The organism is Kitasatospora sp. NPDC048540 (genome assembly GCF_040651175.1).
GTDB lineage: Bacteria > Actinomycetota > Actinomycetes > Streptomycetales > Streptomycetaceae > Kitasatospora.
This window is the reverse complement of sequence record NZ_JBEZIR010000007.1, coordinates 15,091-33,321: the sequence shown is the minus strand read 5'-3', so window position 1 is coordinate 33,321 and position 18,231 is coordinate 15,091. Positions and strand designations below refer to the sequence as shown.

At 72.4% G+C, this 18,231-nt stretch carries 1 protein-coding gene; it reads right to left on the bottom strand.

Annotation, left to right across the window (positions count from 1 at the left end; translation table 11 throughout):
• Positions 1-19: 19 nt before the first annotated feature.
• Positions 20-18,181, bottom strand: a complete 18,162-nt coding sequence (locus tag AB0D08_RS05315; RefSeq protein WP_359886270.1) for a hypothetical protein — start codon at positions 18,179-18,181, stop codon at positions 20-22.
• Positions 18,182-18,231: the final 50 nt, after the last annotated feature.

The following is an 18,231-nucleotide window of genomic DNA, read 5'->3' as shown; positions in this document are numbered from 1 at the left end:
GGAACGCTCCGGCCGGGGCTCACTCGTCGTCCTGCGGCTCCGGCTGCATGTCGGGCGTCCAGCCGTACCTCCGCAGACAGATCTCCAGGACGGCCAGCAGCCGCTCCGGGGTCGCCGCCCGGACCCATGGCTTGGCCGCGTCCGCGGCTCCCTTCAGGAGTGCCGCTCGAACCTCCTTGAGGGTCGCCTCGTCGGCGGTCCCCAGCTGGAGACGGAGGAACGCGCCCTTCCTCAGCAGGTCGGACGCCGCGGTCACGGTGAACGCGCTCAGGCCCTGCGGGAACCCCGTCACCTGCGCCCGGCACAGCTCGCCGGCCTCGTGCCGGAACCCGGCGGCCGCGATCTCCGCGGCCTCCACGCTCGGCTCCACCAGGGCCCACGCCTCCGCGGGGAGCCGTGCTCGGAAGCTCTTGAGCTCGTTCAGGTACGGCAGGGCCCGCCGGCCCAGCTCCATGCCGGTCATGGAGTCGATCCCCCTCATCCGCCCGATGCCCGCCTCGACCTGGGGGGTCCGGTGGGGGTGCGACCGGTCCGCGATGCCCCGCTCGTCCTCGCTGTGGCCGAGGTAGAAGCCGACCGAGTGCCGGATCGCGTCCCGGTCCTCCGGGTGGAAGTGTCCGGGGAATTCCCCGCCGCCGAGCAGCGTGTCGTCCGCCCTGGGGTGGATGAGGAACATCCGGCCGTACAGGCGCCCCATGGCGTCCTCGAACCTCAGCCCGCGGGTCCACCCCTTGGACTGCGCGACCTTCGGCAGGCCGTCCCCCTCGTCGCGGTGCGGGCTGACGTCGACGGACACCACCTTGATGCCGGCGAACGCCATCTGGTCGATGACCCCACTGCGCATGCCGACGGCGCCGACGACGTCGAACTCCCGCTCGAGGTACCGCAGCAGGGCGAGTTCCTTGCGCCGGTTGCCGGCCGACGGCCAGTTCCAGTACTCCCGCAGGCTCGGTCCGGTCCAGTCCTCCGGCTTCTCGCCCATCAGGACGACCTCGACCTCCGGCCCGAGTGCGGCCCGCACCTCCGCGATCACCTCCCGCACGCCGTGCTCCCCGGTGTCGAGCGCGGGCGCGTTGGCCCCGGCCCGCCCGCTGTGGCCGCTGCCGCGATAGGTGACGATCACGTACTTCTGCCCGTGCCGGAGCCCGCCGCGGTCCACGGCCGTCAGGTCGGTCTCGAAGGCCGCTCCCTCCTCCGCGGAGTAGTGCCCGAAGCCGTCGAAGAACGCCCTGTCCCAGTCCTGGAACCAGGCCCGCAGGTGCCCGTCACGGAGCCGCTGCAGCCCCTCCCGCCTGCTTTCGAAGTGCTCCTCCAGGGACCGGTGCAGGGTGTGGGCCTCGGCCCGGTCGTGGATCGTCCGGACCGCCGCCAGCAGCGTCGCGGGGCCGTCGCCCAGCACCCCCGGCAGGTCGGCAGGCCGCGGCTCGCCGACGGGCCAGGCGCGCATGAGCCGTTGCATGCCGGTCTTGTAGCCGATGAGCTCGGGCTCCGACCTGGGGGTGAAGTGGTTCGCCACGTCTTCCGAGGCCTGGGTCTCCTTGCGTCCGAAGCGCTGGGGCAGCTGCTTGGCGGTCGTGTAGAGGACTCGGCGGCCCGCCTTGATCATGTCGTCGTGGAGGTTGAGCATCCCCTCGGCCTGCTCCGCCGTGTCCTGGCCGACGTTCCAGATCAGCAGGCTGTGGCCCGGCTTCACCACCAGCCCCGCCCGCACGTGGTACATGTCGCCGGAGTTCTCCGCCTTGATCACGTACGTCGTCCCCGGGTCGAGCACGGTCGCCAGCTCGGTACCCCGTACGTGGTCGCCTGCGGTGACCGCCCAGACATGGGCGTCGGTCAGGTCTTCACCCGCCGGATCCCAGTCCGCCTCCTGGCCGTCGCGGCGCCACCTGAGCGTGTCCGCCCCGGTCCGCTCGACGCGCAGCCGGAAGTCCCCGTCGGGCCGGGTGATCGCGACCGTGGCCACCCGGCCGGACTCCGGCATCGCCCCGAGGGCCCGCCGGAGGTTCGCCTCCATCCTCTCCAGCGCCGCGTGGCCGGTGCCGTAGTCGTACAGCAGCGGGTCGATCCACCGTTCCGTGGGGGTGCCGCCCTCCGTGTCCAGGAGCTGCTGTTCGTGCCAGCCCGTCGGCAGGAGGATCCTCGTCTCCTCGTCCGCGACCAGCTCCCGGGCCCTGGCGCGCAGCGACCGCCAGTCCACCCGCGCCGGGGCCTGGTTCTGCGGGACAGCGCCCTGGTCCGGCTGGTCCACCAGCCGCACCGGGGCGGGCCGGTCGGGGTCGACGGGGTTGTGGTCGGTGACGGGAGGGACCGGTTCCTGGTCCGGGCGGAGGAGTTCCTGCCCGGCCTCGGTCACCCTGACCTCCCCGCCCTCGACCTGGAGGCGCAGCCAGTTGCCGGGACCGTCGACCAGCGGGCGGCCGTCGGCGCCGAAGCCGACGTTGCGGGCCACGACGGCCCGGGCGTCCTGGCCACCGGTCAGGAAGACGGAGCCGTCGCCGGCGAAGGCCACCGGGCGGGTGAGCGCGGCCAGGTGCTCGGCGAGCGGCTGTCCGGTGCGAACGGCCTCCACCCGGTGCGCCGCGATCAGCTCGTGCAGGGCCATCATGGTCCTGCCCGCGAAGGACCGGGCCCCGCCGACCGCGCTGTTGCAGGACAGGAAGCGCACGTCCTCGCCCGTCCACCGGCCGTTTTCGGCGAGCCGCAGCAGCTCTCCGGCGAACCGTTCCGGGGTGACCCGCTCGCCGTTCAGGAGCGGGGCGCCGTCCTCCGGGTGGCCGTGGAACACCAGGGTGAGGTACGGGTCGTCGTGCGGCAGCGCGCGCAGTGCCTCCAGCAGGTCGCGGTGGGCGTCCGAGGCGCGGGCGGGCGGGTCCATCAGCAGGTGCACCCGGTGCCCCTCGGTGAACCGGACGGTGTCCATGTGCACCGGCTGCTCGGTCACCACCGGCCGGGCGGCGCCGGGGTTGAGGGCCAGCTCGATCTCCTGTTCCACGGTGAGCTGCTCGGATTGGTGTTCCCGGTGGGGCTGCGGCGGCGTCTGCCCGTCGCCCTCGTGGTGCCCCTCCTGGACGTGGACCGTGCTCTGAACCTCGGTCACCGTCGGCCGGGCGGCCCAGTAGTAGAGGTTGCCCTCCACCGGGACGGGGTCGCCGTACGGGCCGTCGCCGTCGATCCGCCGCAGGGTGAACCGGACGGGCTGGCGCAGCAGGGCCTGCTCACCCGTCAGGGTGGCCTTGCCGGGTTCGGTGGGCGCCTTGTCGTGCGGGACCCCGCCGATCGGGAGGTCCGCGTGCGGCGCGCCGGGGGCGTACGTCACCGGGGTCCGGCGGTCGAAGGTGCTGGTGCCGCCGTACCGGGCGGTGTTGACCGGGACGGTGGCGATCGGGGCCGTCGTCGTCGCGGCGACGTCGAACGGGGTGGCGTTCCAGGTCACCGTGCCGGTGCCGGTGGTGGCCGACTCCAGCTCGGTGGTCCCGGTGAGCTCGTCCTCGCCCCGGGGGCGGACCGCGATCTCGGTGACGTCGCCGACGGCCTCGAGGCCGACCCGCAGCCGGGTCCGGCCGTCCTGGCCGATCGCCACCGTCTCGTACCCCGCGGCCCGGTCCTTGAGCCGGTGGAACACCGCGTGCAGGGTCTGCGGCGAGAGCGCCTGGCGCAGCGCGCTCTGGGTGGCCAGGGGCAGCCCGCTCTCGGTCCGGAGCGGGTGGTCCTCGGCGAGCCGGCTGTCGGTGACGAAGGAGGCGACGGTCTTCCTCGCCATCGCCACGACCCGCTCCGGGACGACCGCCGACACGGCGTCGGCCGCCATGCTGCCGACCAGGCCGTGCACCGGTTCGTAGATCCTCGCCGCGTTCCGGCCCAGCGTGCCCAGCATGCCGTCGCCCCAGGGCCGGGGGGCGTTCAGCAGGGTGACGGCGCTGTCCAGCAGCGTGTTCGTCCTGTCGAAGCCGACCAGGTCGTGCCCCGAAGCCAGTGAGCGCGCCCAGGCCGCGGGGTCCTGGACGACGATCTGCTGCAGCGGGATCGCGCCGGCGTGCTCGGGCCCGGGAGCCGGCTGCTGCTCCTGCGGCACGACCGGCGCCACCGCCCCGGGGGCGGTGGTCATCGACTCGGGGACCCAGGCCTTCACCGGCCGGTCCGGGGTGACCGGCACCGGGGCGTCCAGGTCGACGTACCGGCCGTGCTCCTGCCGGGTGACGGTCACCTCGAAGCGCATCCGGGCGGTGAACAGGCGGGTGGCGCCGAACTTCGACGTCTTGTGCCCGACCTTGGTGGTGATCCCGGACTCGTGGCCGGTGCCGCCGCCGAGCTCGCCGCCCAGCGTGGGGGCGTAGGTGGCGCTGCCGAAGTGCTCGGCGGCCCTCGGCACGCCGTACGAGGGACGGAAGTTGAGGTCGAGGCCGGCGCTCCGGTTCGTCCCGTCGTTGCCCTTGACGGTCCGGGCGATCCCCGTCTTGCGGGTGATCTCCATCGTCGACTGCTGCTGGGCGTCCTGCCAGCCGCCCTCGACGAGGCCGCGCACCAGGACCCTGGTGACGATCCGGCCGGTCCGGGTCTCCTGCACGTAGTGGTCGAGGATGCCCTTGTTGACGAGGTCGTCGAAGTTCGCCGACAGGCTGTGCGCGGAGAACGCCTCGGCGAAGGGCAGGGCCGCGTCGGGGTCCCTGAGCGGCGCGCCGTCCGGCTGCCGGCCCCGGAGCTGGCTGTCGATCTCCCGCAGGATCGCGTTGCTGTCGTGGAACTCGACGACGGTGCCGGCGCCCACCCCCTGCTCCAGCAGATGGGCCTCCCGGGGGTCCGGGACGGGCCCGGCGAGCGGCGTCGCCATCGCCCGGGCGTCCGCGTCGGAGAGCAGGACGAGCACGGTGTGGTGCTCGCTGAGCTGCCCGGCGCCGTGGCCGACGTTCCCGTCCGGGTCGGTGACCCGGCCCTTGACGGTGATCGTCGCCGTGGCCTCGTAGACGTGCCAGGTCCCCTTCTGGGCGAGCTTGCGGGTGGTCGAGGTCTTCTCCTTGACCGTGTCGCTGTACTCGCTCCCGAACGAGCCCTTGGGCTTGCCGCCGCCCCTGAGCTGGTAGGTCGAGGTGTTCAGGCCCTCGGGGGTCTCCGGGAAGCGCCCGAAGTCGGCGGCCAGATTGCCCTTGGTGGTGCTGGTGTTCTTGTCCGCCGTGGCGCTGGACGTGCTGGACTTCAGCTCCAGGGCGAGCTTGCCCTCGCCGGTCAGCGTCTCCCGGTACCGCAGCGTGCCCAGGTCGGTGTGCAGGGACAGGCCCACGGTGTCCCGGTTCCGCCCCGAACCGACGTGCAGGTCCATGGTGTTGACCCACCCGTGGCGCGAGGCCTGGAGGATCCCGGTCAGCCGCCGGCGGTCGGCGAGGACGTCCACGGCCTCGCGCAGGTCCTCCGGCGCCTCCGTCCCGTCCTTCCGGGCGGTGTAGGCCGATCGGAGCGCCTCCTCGACGCGGTCGCGGAAGTTCGCGGTGCCGACGTCGCGCACCAGGTGCAGGACGGGCAGGTTCGCCGGCTCCAGCTCGGCGGGGAGGCCGTCGGCCTGCTGCACGCGCTGTACGCCGACCACGAGGTCGCCGACCGGCAGCGGCTCCTGGGGCTCCCCGGACCCGAGGCGGGTGCGGGGGGCCCGCGGGTCCAGCGGGCCGATGTCGACGCCGAGGGTCACCGGGTAGGCGATCCGGTCGGTCGTGGCCTCCAGACTGAAGTCCTGCTTCACCTCGGTCTCGGCCCCGGTGGTGAGCTGGTGCGAGTTCCCGCGGGCGTATTCGAGGCCGACCGTCACGAAGGCGCGCTGGGTGTTGGGCGGGTTCAGCGCGGTGCGCAGCGAACCTCCGGCGCTCCAGGCGTGCTTGCCGCCGAGGCTCACCGACTTGTCGGCCCCCACCGTCCGGGTGACGACCTCCTTCGCGGTGGCCGGGCCGGTGCCCAGCGGCCGGCCGGCCCCGAGGTCGGCCCGGACCAGTATCTCGTACCCGTGCTCCGGGAATCCGGGCAGCCGCGGGGCCTCCAGCACGATCCGGAAGGCGCCCTCCAGCAGGTCCGGGGCGGCCGCGCGCAGCGCGGAGGGCGAGAGCTGCTCGTGCAGGCTGCGCAGGTTGGCGTGCGCCCGCGGGGTGAGCACCGCGGTGGGGCGGCCGCCCGGCGGCGGCAGCAGGCCCGGGGCGTGGGTGTCCAGGTACCGGACGACGTGGGTGACCAGCTCGGTCGACCCCGGGACGTTGAGGTAGGCGGTACGGCTGCGCAGCCCCGGGCCGGTCAGGGCGTCCTGCTGCGGCGCGTCCCCGGCGGGCACCTCGGCGGGCTCCCACAACGGGCTGATCCGGACGACCTCGCCGGTGGTGTGCTCGGGCAGCGGGATGTCGGTGACACGGCTGTGGAATAGGCCGTCGGTGCCGGGCGACAGGTGGTCCTCGATCAGCTGCACCCGGAAGCGGACCGTGGTCGACACCAGGTCCGCCCGGCTCTGCACCTCGTGGCCGTGCTCCAGCGTGAGGGTGTTCTTGCCCTTCGTACCGTGCGAGGTCGCGCCCGTGTAGCCGTACCCGAGGCTGCCCGTGAGCCACTTGCTCTCCTTGGAGAGCGGCGCATCGGACTTCCAGATCTGGCCGGAGAGGCCGTGGTTGGTGCCCACGCTCCGGTTGCTGCCCTCCGAGCGGTTTGCTGCCTGCTCGGCCGACCACTTGGCGCCCAGGACGCTCCTGCTGTCCGTCAGGACCTGGAGGGTGCTCTCCAGCGGCTCGACCGTCAGCCGCAGCCGGCCGGTCCGCCCGTCCGTCAACCGCAGGTCGGGCGAGTCCAGCCCCCAGCTCGACGCGTGCTCGAAGCCGTCGACCACGTTCTTCGTGCTGAGGAAGTCGACGACGGCCCGGTGCGCCGTCCCGTCGGGGCGCCGCTCCTGCGGCAGCGCCGCGAAGACTGCGTCCCGCACGGCGTGCAGGCCCCGGATCGCCAGCGGGTGGCCGCCGACGGGCCGGCCGGCGCCGACGGGTGGCCCGCCCGCGGGGCGGTCCCAGCCCTGCCACCGGAGCGCGGGGCCGTGCACGGCCGAGCTGTGCGGGATCTCGGCGGTCACCTCGGCCGTGATCGGCGGGTGGCCCTCCGGGGGCGGCGTGAGCTCCCGCCCCTGCTCGTCGAGCACCCGCACCCGGTAGCTGAACTCCGAGGCGTAGGTGTCCGTCCGGCCGACCAGGGCGACCTTGTTCGCCGCCGACGCCGTGACCTTGAGGGCGGACTCCATGCCGTGGCTGGCACCGCCCAGGGCGACGGACACCGTGTGCACCGACTGGAGCGTCGAGTTGATCGGGTGGATGCCGGTCGGCGCCAGGTCCAGGCCCGCCCGGTTGGTCGTGAGCTGGACCATGCGGGGGTCGGACTCGTGAGCCGCCTCGGAGACGACCTCGAAGCCCTCCCCGGTGTTCTCCGCGTCCTCCTCCCCGGTGGTCCGCAACTGCCAGGCGGCGGCCTCCGCCGCGACCACCAGTTCGTGCTGCCGGCCGCTCACCCACACCGTGGTGTGCCAGCCGCCGTTCACCATCTCGGCGTGCTTCGCCCGGAAGTTCGCCGGATCCAGCACCGCGTCCAACTGCCGACGCACCTGCCGGTCGTTCCCCGCGGCGCCGAGCAGCTCGTGCACCCGCGCACGCACCGCGTCCGGGCCCGGCTCACCGACGATCTTCATGCCCTCCAGGTACTGCCGGTGCCGCCCGTCCAGCACCGCCGCCGGACGCCGGAGCTCCAGCTCGTGCTCCTGACGCTCCCGCTCCTCACGCTCCAGACGCTGCCGCTCCAGCTCCTGACGCGCCTGCTCCGCGCGTTCCTGACGCTCCGATTCTTCACGTTCAAGGCGCTGACGCTCCTGCTCCAGTCGCTGCCGTTCGAGCTCGCGCCGCTCTTCGAGCTCACGGTCACGCTGCTCGCGCAGGAGCCGGCGCCGGTCCTCCAGCTCGCGTTCGCGTTCCTGACGTTCCAGTTCGAGCTTGCGCTCGTACTCACGCTCGAGCTGGAGCCTGCGCTCGTGCCCGGTGTCGGACTGCGACTCGCCTTCGGACTGGGTGTCGACATCACCGTCGTAGCCGCGGTCCTCGACCGGCCGCCGGTCGCCGTCCCCGGCCAGGGACTCCGTGTCGCCGTCGTAGCCGTCCTCCCCGTCCGACGTCCCGCGGCGCCTGGCGAACCTCAACCCCTCGGGCAGCGGCCTGGTGACCTGCCCGGCCGCGACCTCCGCATAGACCCGCGGAGGCTGCTCCGCCTGTCCCGGATCCCACCTGTGATGGACCGGCTGACCCGCCTCGTCCGGCCACGAATCGACCGACACCCGCTTGCCGGGGCCGCTGACCACCGGGCGGCCCATGGCGTCGTAGCCGACCTCGGCCGCGGTCACGAAGGCGCGGTTGCCGAGTTCCCGGGGGGCGTCGCCCGTGTGCTGCACGAAGGTGGGGGCGAACCAGACGTCCTCCGTGAAGCTGCGGAGCCGGACGTAGGAGTAGCCCATGCCGACCAGGGCGCCTCCCACGGCCTCCAGGTAGCCGGTGCCGTCCTCGGTGGTGAGGGAAGCGAGGCGGCAGGCGTCGAACTCCAGCGGGTCCGTGCCGTTCCAGTGCTTGCTCTGGTACAGCCAGTTGGCCCAATCGGCCATCCGGTCCGCGGTGACCCGCTGCCCGTTGACCGTCGGCCAGCCGTCGTCGTCGGTGTGGACCACGAGCCTGAACGCGCCCTCCGACCCGAGGAGGTGGCTGAACCCCGGCAGCGCACTGCCGTCCAGGACCCACCCGTAGGGCTTGCCCGTCCTGCCCTGGAGGGGACGTCCGGGATTGCTCCCGTCTCCCTGCGGATCGATCTGCAGGGCGTGGATCCCCTGCGCGGCGTTGGAGATCTCCTGCTCGGTGGGCGCCTGCGGCCGGGTTCGCTTCTCCTCCTGGTTCTCCCCCTCGGAGTCGCTCTCGTGGAGCCGCTTGCTTCCGGTCGCCGCCGTGTCGATGCGGCCGAGCAGCGAGTAGCGCTTGTCGCCCGCGAGGAGGACGACCTCCTGGGGCTCCCCGGCCGCCGTCGGTGCGCCCTCCGGCTCGAAGGTGCGCAGCTCGTTTCCGTCGAAGATGTTCAGCCGTACCCGAACCGCCGAGGCGACGATCCTCGGGATGACGTCGCCCAGGTTCCCGGCCGGCTGTCCTCCGGTCCGGACCGTCCACTGGACGTCCCCCACCGTGAGTCCGTGCGGCCCGGCGATCCCCTCGACAGCCTCCTTGTGCTCGCCGATCCAGGCGTGGAGGAGCGTGCGCAGATCCCTGACCTTGGCGGCGTCGTTTCCGTGCGCCGTCACCCCCTCGACCTGCGAAAGGACCAGGGCCTTGTAGAAGCTGTCCCCGTCGTGCCCTGCGGCCACGATCCGGTACCCCTCGCCGATCAGGGTCCGGGAGTCTTCGAGGTCACGCTTGGCCCTCCAGAGCTGGGCCAGCTTGGGCAGCACCTTCTTGACCAGGTTCTCGTAGTGCTCCTTGGACGTCTGACCCGGCTTCCGGTCGGCGTAGAGGATCTCCTCCAGTTGGTCGATCGCCCGCTTGGCCTCGTTCCGGAGATCCCTCGTCTCCCTGCGGTTGCGGCCGTCGCCGAGGAATCCTTCGACCTCCTGCCGGACCTTCTCGTAGCGCTGCTGGAGGTATTCCAGACGCTTCTGGTGGAACCACTCCGACGTCCCGTCGGAAGGCTGGTGTCCGAGCGACTCCAGGACCTTGTTGACCGATTCGAGGTCGAGCCCGCGGTCCTTTCCGTAGACCCCCACCGGCTTGCGCCGGAGGTCGATTCCGCTCGGCGGGGCGAATTCGGTGTGGCCCGGCCGGCGCGAGTCGAACGGGGACGCATAACGGCCGGACGCCGTCGGGGATTCGGTGATCTGCACCCGCTCGTACCCGGGGGGTGTGGCACCGCCCCTGGTGAGACCGCTCGGCCTGGCGTGCCAGTGCTCCATCCGCTTCGAACCGGTGGCCCCGCGCTCTTCCAGGTAGCGGACGTGGTGGCCGATCAACGCCACGGACTCCAGGTTCCCGGAGCGGGCGCCGAGGTGGCTCAGGGCGTGGTTCCGGTGGAGGTAGTCGTACAGCCTGAGCTGCCCGATCCGGTTGCCCTCCGTCCATCGCGCGACGGCGGCGTCGTGCTCCCAGAAGCCGGTGATGTCGTGGAACTTCACGCCGGGGAGTTCGCCGGCCATCTGCTGGACCAGCTCCTGCCACTTGTTCGGCCGGCGGGGATGGGGGTCACCCGTGATGACGACCGCGTCGTAGTACCCGCCCGCCATGCGAAGGAGTTGCCGCGTGCCCTCGAAGCTCGTGTCGTGCTCCATCCGCCCCTTGACGTCGTCCCAGTGGGACTTCTTCCCGGTGAAGCGGGACCAGAGCACCAGGACCTTTCCCCGGTGCTCCGGGAGCGTGACGCCCTTCGCCGTCAGCCAGTTCGCGATCTCGGCGTCATGGGCATCGGTCACGGCCCGGTGATCGGGATGCAGCCCCCAGGCCTCCCGCAGGTCCTCGCGCAGTTTCCCGCCGAAACCGCCGCCGACGACCTCGGTCCCGTACTGCGTGTCCTTGATCGCCTCCGGGAGATCCGCCGGAGAGATCTTCAGGACCTTCCGGGCAATGTCCTTGGCCTGCGGGTCCAGGCTGTTGTACAGGTCCTTCGTCCGCATGCTCGGCACGTCGGCGACGTGGATGCGATCCGCCGGAATCCTGATGGATTTGTAGAACTTCAGGATCTCCTCGGACTTGTCCCTGCTGTCGTGGCCGTCCGCTCCCCGCGCCGGGCCACGGCCGATCACGACGTGCAGGTTCGGGTCGTGGAGCAGCGCCGCCGCGATACCGAACTGGTCGCCGGACGAGTAGCCGGGCTGCTTGATGATCCGCGTCTTGCCGTCCGGGGGTGCCAGCGGGGCGACCTCGGTCGCCTCGTGCGTGCCGTCGTGGAGCTTCGGCACGGAGACCGGGTCGACCCAGACGTGGCTGCGCGCCTGCGGGGCGGCGGCGTCACGGGCCTCGTCCCAGCTCCGGTGGCCGGCCCCGTCGCCGGGGTGCCGATCGAGGTACCCGACGACGGAGGAGATCAGCTGCAGGTGGCGATCGCGCAGACCGCCCTGCCGCAGGCCCTGCGGGGCCGGGGCGTGCGGGTTCCCGGCCAGGCTGCCGTCGACGTCGGGCCGGTGCGGGAGGTCCGCCGTCCGGTACTCGTCGCGCAGACCCAACTGGTGGCCCAACTCGTGTACGTAGTCCAGCGGTTCGGCGTCGGCCCACCATGCGCCCTGGTCCATCGGCCGGTCCCGCCCGACCAGGTCCACCGTCAGATGGGCCGCCGCACCGGGCTCGACCCGCACCACGGTGACGTGCATCCGGTCACCGTTGGCCAAGCGGTGACCCGGCGCGTTGAGGTGCTCCTCCACTCCCCCGACCAGCTTCTCCCACACCGCCGCGGCCTCGCGCCCGCCACCCTCGCGGAACGCGATCCGCACCGTCAGATCCGTGTGCTCCTCGCCACCGTGCTCGAAACGCCGGGCCTCGAAGGACGACCGCACCACGAAACGCGGCGTCCGATCGACCCGCGACGGCACCCGGTGGGCGAAGGCGTCCTCGTGGGTGCGTTCGTGGGCCTGCCAGGAGACCGCGTCGAACTGGTCGAGGGTCCACAGTTCGCGGTAGCGGGTGAAGAACTCGTCGCCGTACGCGCGCCTGAGCGCGGCGGCCCGGTCCTCGCCGAGGACGTGCGGCCGGGCCAGGTCGTCGAAGGCCCGCGCGGCCTGGCGGAGGGCGGGCGCGGCCTGCCGCTCGAAGGCGGCGTGCTCGACCAGTTCCCGGTCCAGGTCGCTCCGGCGCCGGGCCCACTCCTCCTGTCGTCCGGTCAGGTCCTCGGAGGTGCGGAACAGTTCGTCGAAGGCCCGCTCGGTCCGCTGGGTGTGGCCTTCCGCCAGCCGGTCGCGGGCGTGCTCGGACGGGACGCCGTGCTCCTGCGCCGCCGTCCGCGCGGCGGTCTCGGCGATGCGGTGGGCCGCCGACCGTGCGGCGCGGTGCAGCAGCAGGTCGCGGATGTTCCCGGCCTCGGTGAGCCCTTCGATCGCGCGGCGCAGGACGGCCGGGCGGTCGGAGTGTTCGAGGACCTGCTGGTCCAGCGCCTCAGCGAGGTCCCGGGCCGCCTCCTCCTTCGCCCGGTGGAGGTCCCCGGCGGTGACCCCGAAATGTTCGGCGAGCGCTTGGTGCCCGGGGGCCGACTGCCAGGACTCGACCGCCTGCTCCGCCTCCGCGAAGGCCTGCCGGATCGCGCTCTCGCGCGCCAGCTGGACGGCGAACTCGTGGGGCAGACCGGCGATGTGCCCGCCCAGGGCCAGCTCGAACAGCTCCACCGCCTCGGTGCGCCCGCGCCGCCGCCCAGTGGCGTCGAGCGGGCCGGTGATCCCGGCGAAGTCCTCGGCGACCCGCTCGCGCAGCCGCTTCTTGATCGCCGCCGCACTGGCGTCCGAGGGCTTCGGCTGCCCCGTCACCCCGACCGCGGCGAGCAGGTCCCGGTCCGCCGCCGAGAGCCGGTCGCGCCAGCCGTCGTCCCGGACCGCCCGGTCGACCAGGCGGTCGGCCTCGGCGAGGGCGCGCTCACGGTCGGCGTGCAGGGCAAGTTCCTCGCGCAACCGGACGGTGAGCCGCTCCAGGGAGTCCCGCGCCTGCGCCCCGGCCTCCTCGGCGGTGTGCTCGCCGGCGTCCTCGGGCCGGGCGTGCAGCCGGGCGGCCTCGGCCTCGGCGCGGGCCAGGAACCCGCTCTCCGTCGCCGTGCGGACGGCCCGCAGCGCGGCCTCCGGGAGCGGGGCGGGCGCACGGGTGGGACCGGTGCCGTCGCCGAGGAGCTTGGAGGCCCCCGTGGCCTCCAGGGCCCGCTCGAAGCGCTCGCGGGCCATCCGGACGTAGCTCTCGCGCACCGCTGCGACGCGCACCAGTCGGTCCAGGTCGGCGAGGATCCGCTCGCGGTCCTGCGGCCGGGCCGCGAGTTCCCCGTGCAGCATGTCCTGGGCCCGGCGGTGCACCGCCGCCGGCAGGTCCGCCGGCGCGTGCTCGGGGAGGTGCACGGATCCCTCGGCGAGCTGCTCGGCCAGCCGGCCGCGGGCTGCTTCGTCGAGCGGGTGGGCGCTGTTGTCGGGGTCCTTGCCGTGCTGTTCGGCGGCTTCGGAGAGCTTGGTGTCGTAGGCGTCCTGGAGGTCCCGCTGGGTCTGCCGCCACTGCTCCGCCCGGGTGCCGTCCGCTTCGGCGCGGACGTGCTCGGGGGCGTCGGCGTAGCGGTAGGAGGGTCCGGCGGCGGTGTGGTCCGGCCGCGTGCCGTCCTGCGGCGGGTGCGCGGGCCCGTCGGTGAAGGCCAGCGCGCCCGTGAGATGCCGGTCCGGGTCGAGCTCGCGCTCCGTCGGCACCGTGTCGTAGCCCTCGGGCACCTGCCGGAGCGGGTCCGAGGTGTCGAGCGGGACGGGCTCCGGGTGCGGATCCTCGGCCGTCGGGCGCCGGAACTCCAGCCACTCGCCGCCCCGGACCAGCACCGGATGCCCGGCCGCGTCGTAGCCGACGTGGGAGGCCACCACCAGGTGCCCGGCGGCGGCCGGGACGACCGCGTCGCCCTCGACCTTGGGGACGAAGTACACCTTCCCGTCCGCGGCCAGCGCCTTGGTGCCCAGATTGTGCTCGCCCAGCAGCCGCATCACCTCGGTGACGTAGCCCTTCCCCGCCGTGCCGGCCAGGTCGCAGACGACGAAGTGCAGGGTGTCGGTGCCGTTCCAGGTCCCGTCCTCGGCGAGCCGGCGCAGCGTACCGGCCATCTCCTCGGGGGTGATCGGCGCTCCGTCGCGGGTCGGCTGTCCGTCCGCCCCGCCGTGGACGGCCACGGTGAAGACGCCCTCCCGCACGGGGAAGCGCGAGAGCGTCTCGCGCAGGTCCCACCGCCGGGCGGCGTCCAGCTTCAGGTCGCCCATCCAGCGACCCGGCACGGTGCTGTCGAACTCCTCCAGGGACTCGCCGCGCCGCACCAGCTTGAGGTAGTTGCCCAGTTCCTCCCGGAGGACGTCGTACGAGGGCACGACCCCCTCCCGGACCTCCGCCCTGGTCCGCACCGCGGTGGCCTGGTGGATCATCGCTTCGGCGCGGCCGGCGGCCCGGGCCTCGGTCTCCTGGCGGGCGCGCTTGCGGTAGGCGTCCGCGAGCTGCCCCGCCAGGTCCTTCGCCCCGTCCTTGCTGCCCGGCAGCAGGAAGTCCTTGAGGGAGGTCTCCAGTTCGTCGCGGAGCCGCTGCCCGCCCTCCCGGTCGCCGGTGCTGTGGTAGTGGTCGGCGAAGACGCCCGCGAGGGTCTCCCGGACCTTCCCCACCGGCTGCGTCAGCTTGTCCGCCGGCAGTTCCACCGTGCGGACGGCGCTGCCGGTCCACAGCGTGTCGGCCTCGAGGATCTTGAGCGACCGGTACTGGGCGAAGCCGTCGAACGCCTCGTTCTTCAGCAGCTTGCCCAGGAAGTCCCCGGCCTCGCCCAGCGGGCCGCCCTTCCCGAGGTCCAGGGTGTGGAACCGATCCCTCCACGCCTGGCGGTCGTTCAGGACCTCCTGCGGGGTGCCCAGGACCCACTCCCGCCAACTCCGCTCCGGGTTGGTGATGGAGCCGATGATCCGGTCGACCGAGCCGCGGTTGATGTCCTGGTGCAGCGCCAGGGCCTCCACCACCGCGTGCTCCAGACCCGGACGCCCCTTGAGATACCGCTCCACGTAGTGCTGCGCCGCCACCAGCGACTGGGCGCCCTGCACGTAGTCGATCATCAGAACCTTGCGGCCGTTCAGCCGCTCCGGGGTCAGCCCGCCGAGCGTCCGCTCGAACGCCATGTCGAGGTGGTCGAGCTGACGGTCGTTCGGCACGGGGTTCGGCTTCCCCTGGTCGTTGACCAGCCCCTTCGCCACGACTGCCGTCTCGTCGCGCGGGCCCGGACGGAAGCTCGACAGCGGCATCGACAGCGCGTCGCGCCCCTGCTCGTGCAGGAGGGCGACCACACCGGCCGGGCTGCGCCCCAGACCGAGGTAGAAGTACTCGGACGGGGGGTACTCCTTCACCATCCAGTCGCCGGCGCGCTCGACCGCCTCCATCACCTCCACGTACTCCGTGCGCTGCCGGTACGCGGCGAACCGCCGGGCGTCGGACCAGAACTGCTCGTGCGCGTCGTTCCGGTAGTCGGTCCGCGGGGCGCGCTCCAGGAATTCCTGCACCAGGTCCTTGGTGCCGGAGGTCAACGGCTTCCCGTGGTCGGCCAGCCAGTCCTCGATCCGCTTGGCGCCCAGCAGTTCGCCCTCGACGCTGACCCTGCGGTACGGGACCTCCTCCCGCCGGAACTCCTCGGGTCCGCCGGGCGCACCGAAGTTCTTCATGGTGCCGTCGGCGTTCTTGATGAAGCGGTTCTGCTGCAGGAACTTCGGCGGAACCTCGCCGAAGCGCTCGGCGCCCGGCATCGACTCGTGGAACTCTCCGGAGGTGTAGTACTCCGGGAGCTTCGAGGCGGTCGTGCTCACGATCGCCATGATCTCCGAGGGTTTCTCGCCCCCGGTGTCCTCGTGCCTGGTGTACTCGTGCCAGTTGCCGCCGCCCTCGATCACCGGACGCCCGTCCTGGTCGAAGCCGACCTTCTCGGCGACGATCAGGTGACCGGTGCCGGGGCCCTCCGCCATCGTCTTCTCCCCGGTGAAACCGGGCGCCACCCAGACCGGGCCGTCGGCCGCCCTCGCCTTCAGACCGGCGAACTCCGGCTGCTTCCAGACGAGTTCCATCACCTCCGCGCCGAAGTGGACGTGATCGCCGCCGTTCAGGTCACAGGCGATGAAGTCGATGATCTTCCGGCCGCCGAGCTGCCCGTGCTCGCCGAGCGCGATGATGACGTCGGCGACGTCCCGCGGCGACAGCTCGCGGCCGCTCCCGTCGGTCGGGACGCCGTCCGCGTTGGTGTGCATCACCAGGGCGTAGCGCGTGTCGTCCTTGGGCCGGAGCTCCAGAGCCTTCTGGACGGAGTCCGGGAGCTCCTTGCCGACCACCCACGCCGACCTGTCCCCGGTGCTCAGCGGGTGGCCGTGCTCCGACGCCGGGCCGTAGTCGGGCGGCGACGGGTGCTGCACGGCACTGGCCGTCACGACGCGGGAGGGCGGGGGCACGTCCGGCGAGGGGGTCTCGGCGTGGGCGGTGGCCGTCGCGTGCCCGGTGCTCTCCTCCTCCGCCGGTTTCGGCGCCGCTCCTTCTCCGCCGACCGTCGCGACCGGCTTCGGGGGCTCGGGGGCCTCGGCCGTCTTGCGCTCCTCCCCGGCGCTCCCGCCGCTCGTCCGGCCGTCGGAGGACAGCTTGATGTTCTCCGGCCGGGTGGGGGCGCCGTCGAGGGGCTTCACCGAGGGCACGCCGCCGGCCTCCGTCCCCTCCGGGCCGGAGCGCCACAGCGCGGTCGGGTGGCCCATCAGGGTGGAGACCACGGCGAGCGGGAAGCGGGCGTAGTTGGGCATGGCCAGGTCCAGTTGCTGGAGCTTGAGCCGCAGGGGGCCGCCCGCGATGTGCCCCAGGTGTCCCAGCGCCCCCATCGAGACACCGCCGTAGAAGCTCTCGATGCTGACGGTGAACTTGTGGTCCTCGCCGAAGGCGAGGTTGTAGGACCCTTCGGTGAGGACGTTCTGGACGCCTCCCCTGATCCAGCCGCCGACGCCCTCGCCGAACCGGTACAGGAACTGCCCGGCGGTCTGCGGGTGGAGTCCGTCCATCAGGCCCACCGCGGTCCGGGCGAGGTCCTGGGTGGCCTTGACGGTGTCCTTGAGCCCCTGCAGCTCCAGGTTCTTCGCCTCGCTCGCCGCCACGTTGCCGGCGAGGCCCTTGAGTTCGTTCTGCAGACTTGCGATGCGCTTGGTGAGGCTCTCCAGGGCCTTGCCCTCGGCCTGACCCGCGGTCTCGACCAGGGTCCGCGCCAGCTTGTTGAAGGCTCCGAGGTCCACGGCGTAGCGGCCGCCGGCGGCCGCGGCCCGGGCCGCGACCAACCTCCCTGCCGCGTTGGCGAGTTGGGCGTCGACGCCCTGCTTGATCAGGCCCTGCTCGAACAGCTCGCCCATCTGGTGGGACAGCCGCTCCACCTTGGTGAAGCCGTGCCCGAGGTTCTCCACCGCCCCCAGGGCGGCCGTGTCCAGCTTCTTCTCGGCCTGCGCGACGCCCTCCCCGGCGGTGTGCGCGAGCTCGCCGAGCTCCTTGCGCCAGGTGAGCCCCAGGGTGTCCTTGGCGGCGGTCTTCGCGGCCTGCTCCGCGAGGTCGTTGCGGACCATGTTCAGGACGGTCTGGAAGCTGCTCGTCGGGGCGTTCCGCAGGCCCTTGAGGACCCCGTCCAACTCGGCCGTGGTGAGGGTCTTCAGCTCGCCCTTCAACTCGGACCCCGCCAGGGTCTTGATGTCGGCCAGCAGGCCCTTGGTCAGGCCGCTCCCGAACATCCGCCCGAACAGCTTGCCGATGCCGAAGGTGAGCAGCTCCAGCGGACCGGTCAGCAGGCCGTTGATCGCGCCCATCTCGATGGACTGGACGAAGGACTCGCTCTCCCAGCGGTCCTTGTGACCCTTGCCGATCTGGATGCCCTGGATGATGCCGTCCATCAGCATGGCGGTGGTGATGGAGAGGAACTCGTGCAGCAGGAGCTGCTTCAGCAGCCAGAGGAAGACCTGCTTGATCAGTTCGCCGGTGACCTTGTAGGCGACGAAGATCTCCGCGATCGAGCCGCCGAAGGTGATCGGGATCATGGCGATGGCCCAGGCGATCTGCGCCACGAGCTGGATGAGCTGAGCGATGATCATCCACTTGGCGTACTCGACCTTGTTGGCCACCTTGTGGGCGAAGTCGCCGAGCTGCTTGGCGACTTCACCCGAGGACGACACATAGTCGGTGCTGCCGGTGTCGCCGATGAGGCGGCGCATCTGGAGCAGGAAGGCGTCGGCCGCCTTCCCCTCGAAGCTGTCCCTGCAGCAGTTGACCAGGTCGACCAAGTAGCCCCGCAGCTCGGGGACCTTCTCGTGGATCGCCAGGTAGTCGTCGCCCGCCGCGCGCAGGTCGTCCTCGTTCGCCTCCGGCCACTTCATGCCAGTGGCGATGCTGAAGAACTTGGCCAGGCCCGGCGGCAGCATGATCGACACGGGAACGGACTCCTGGCGGGGAACGGGCGCAGCGGCGCCCGGGGACGGAC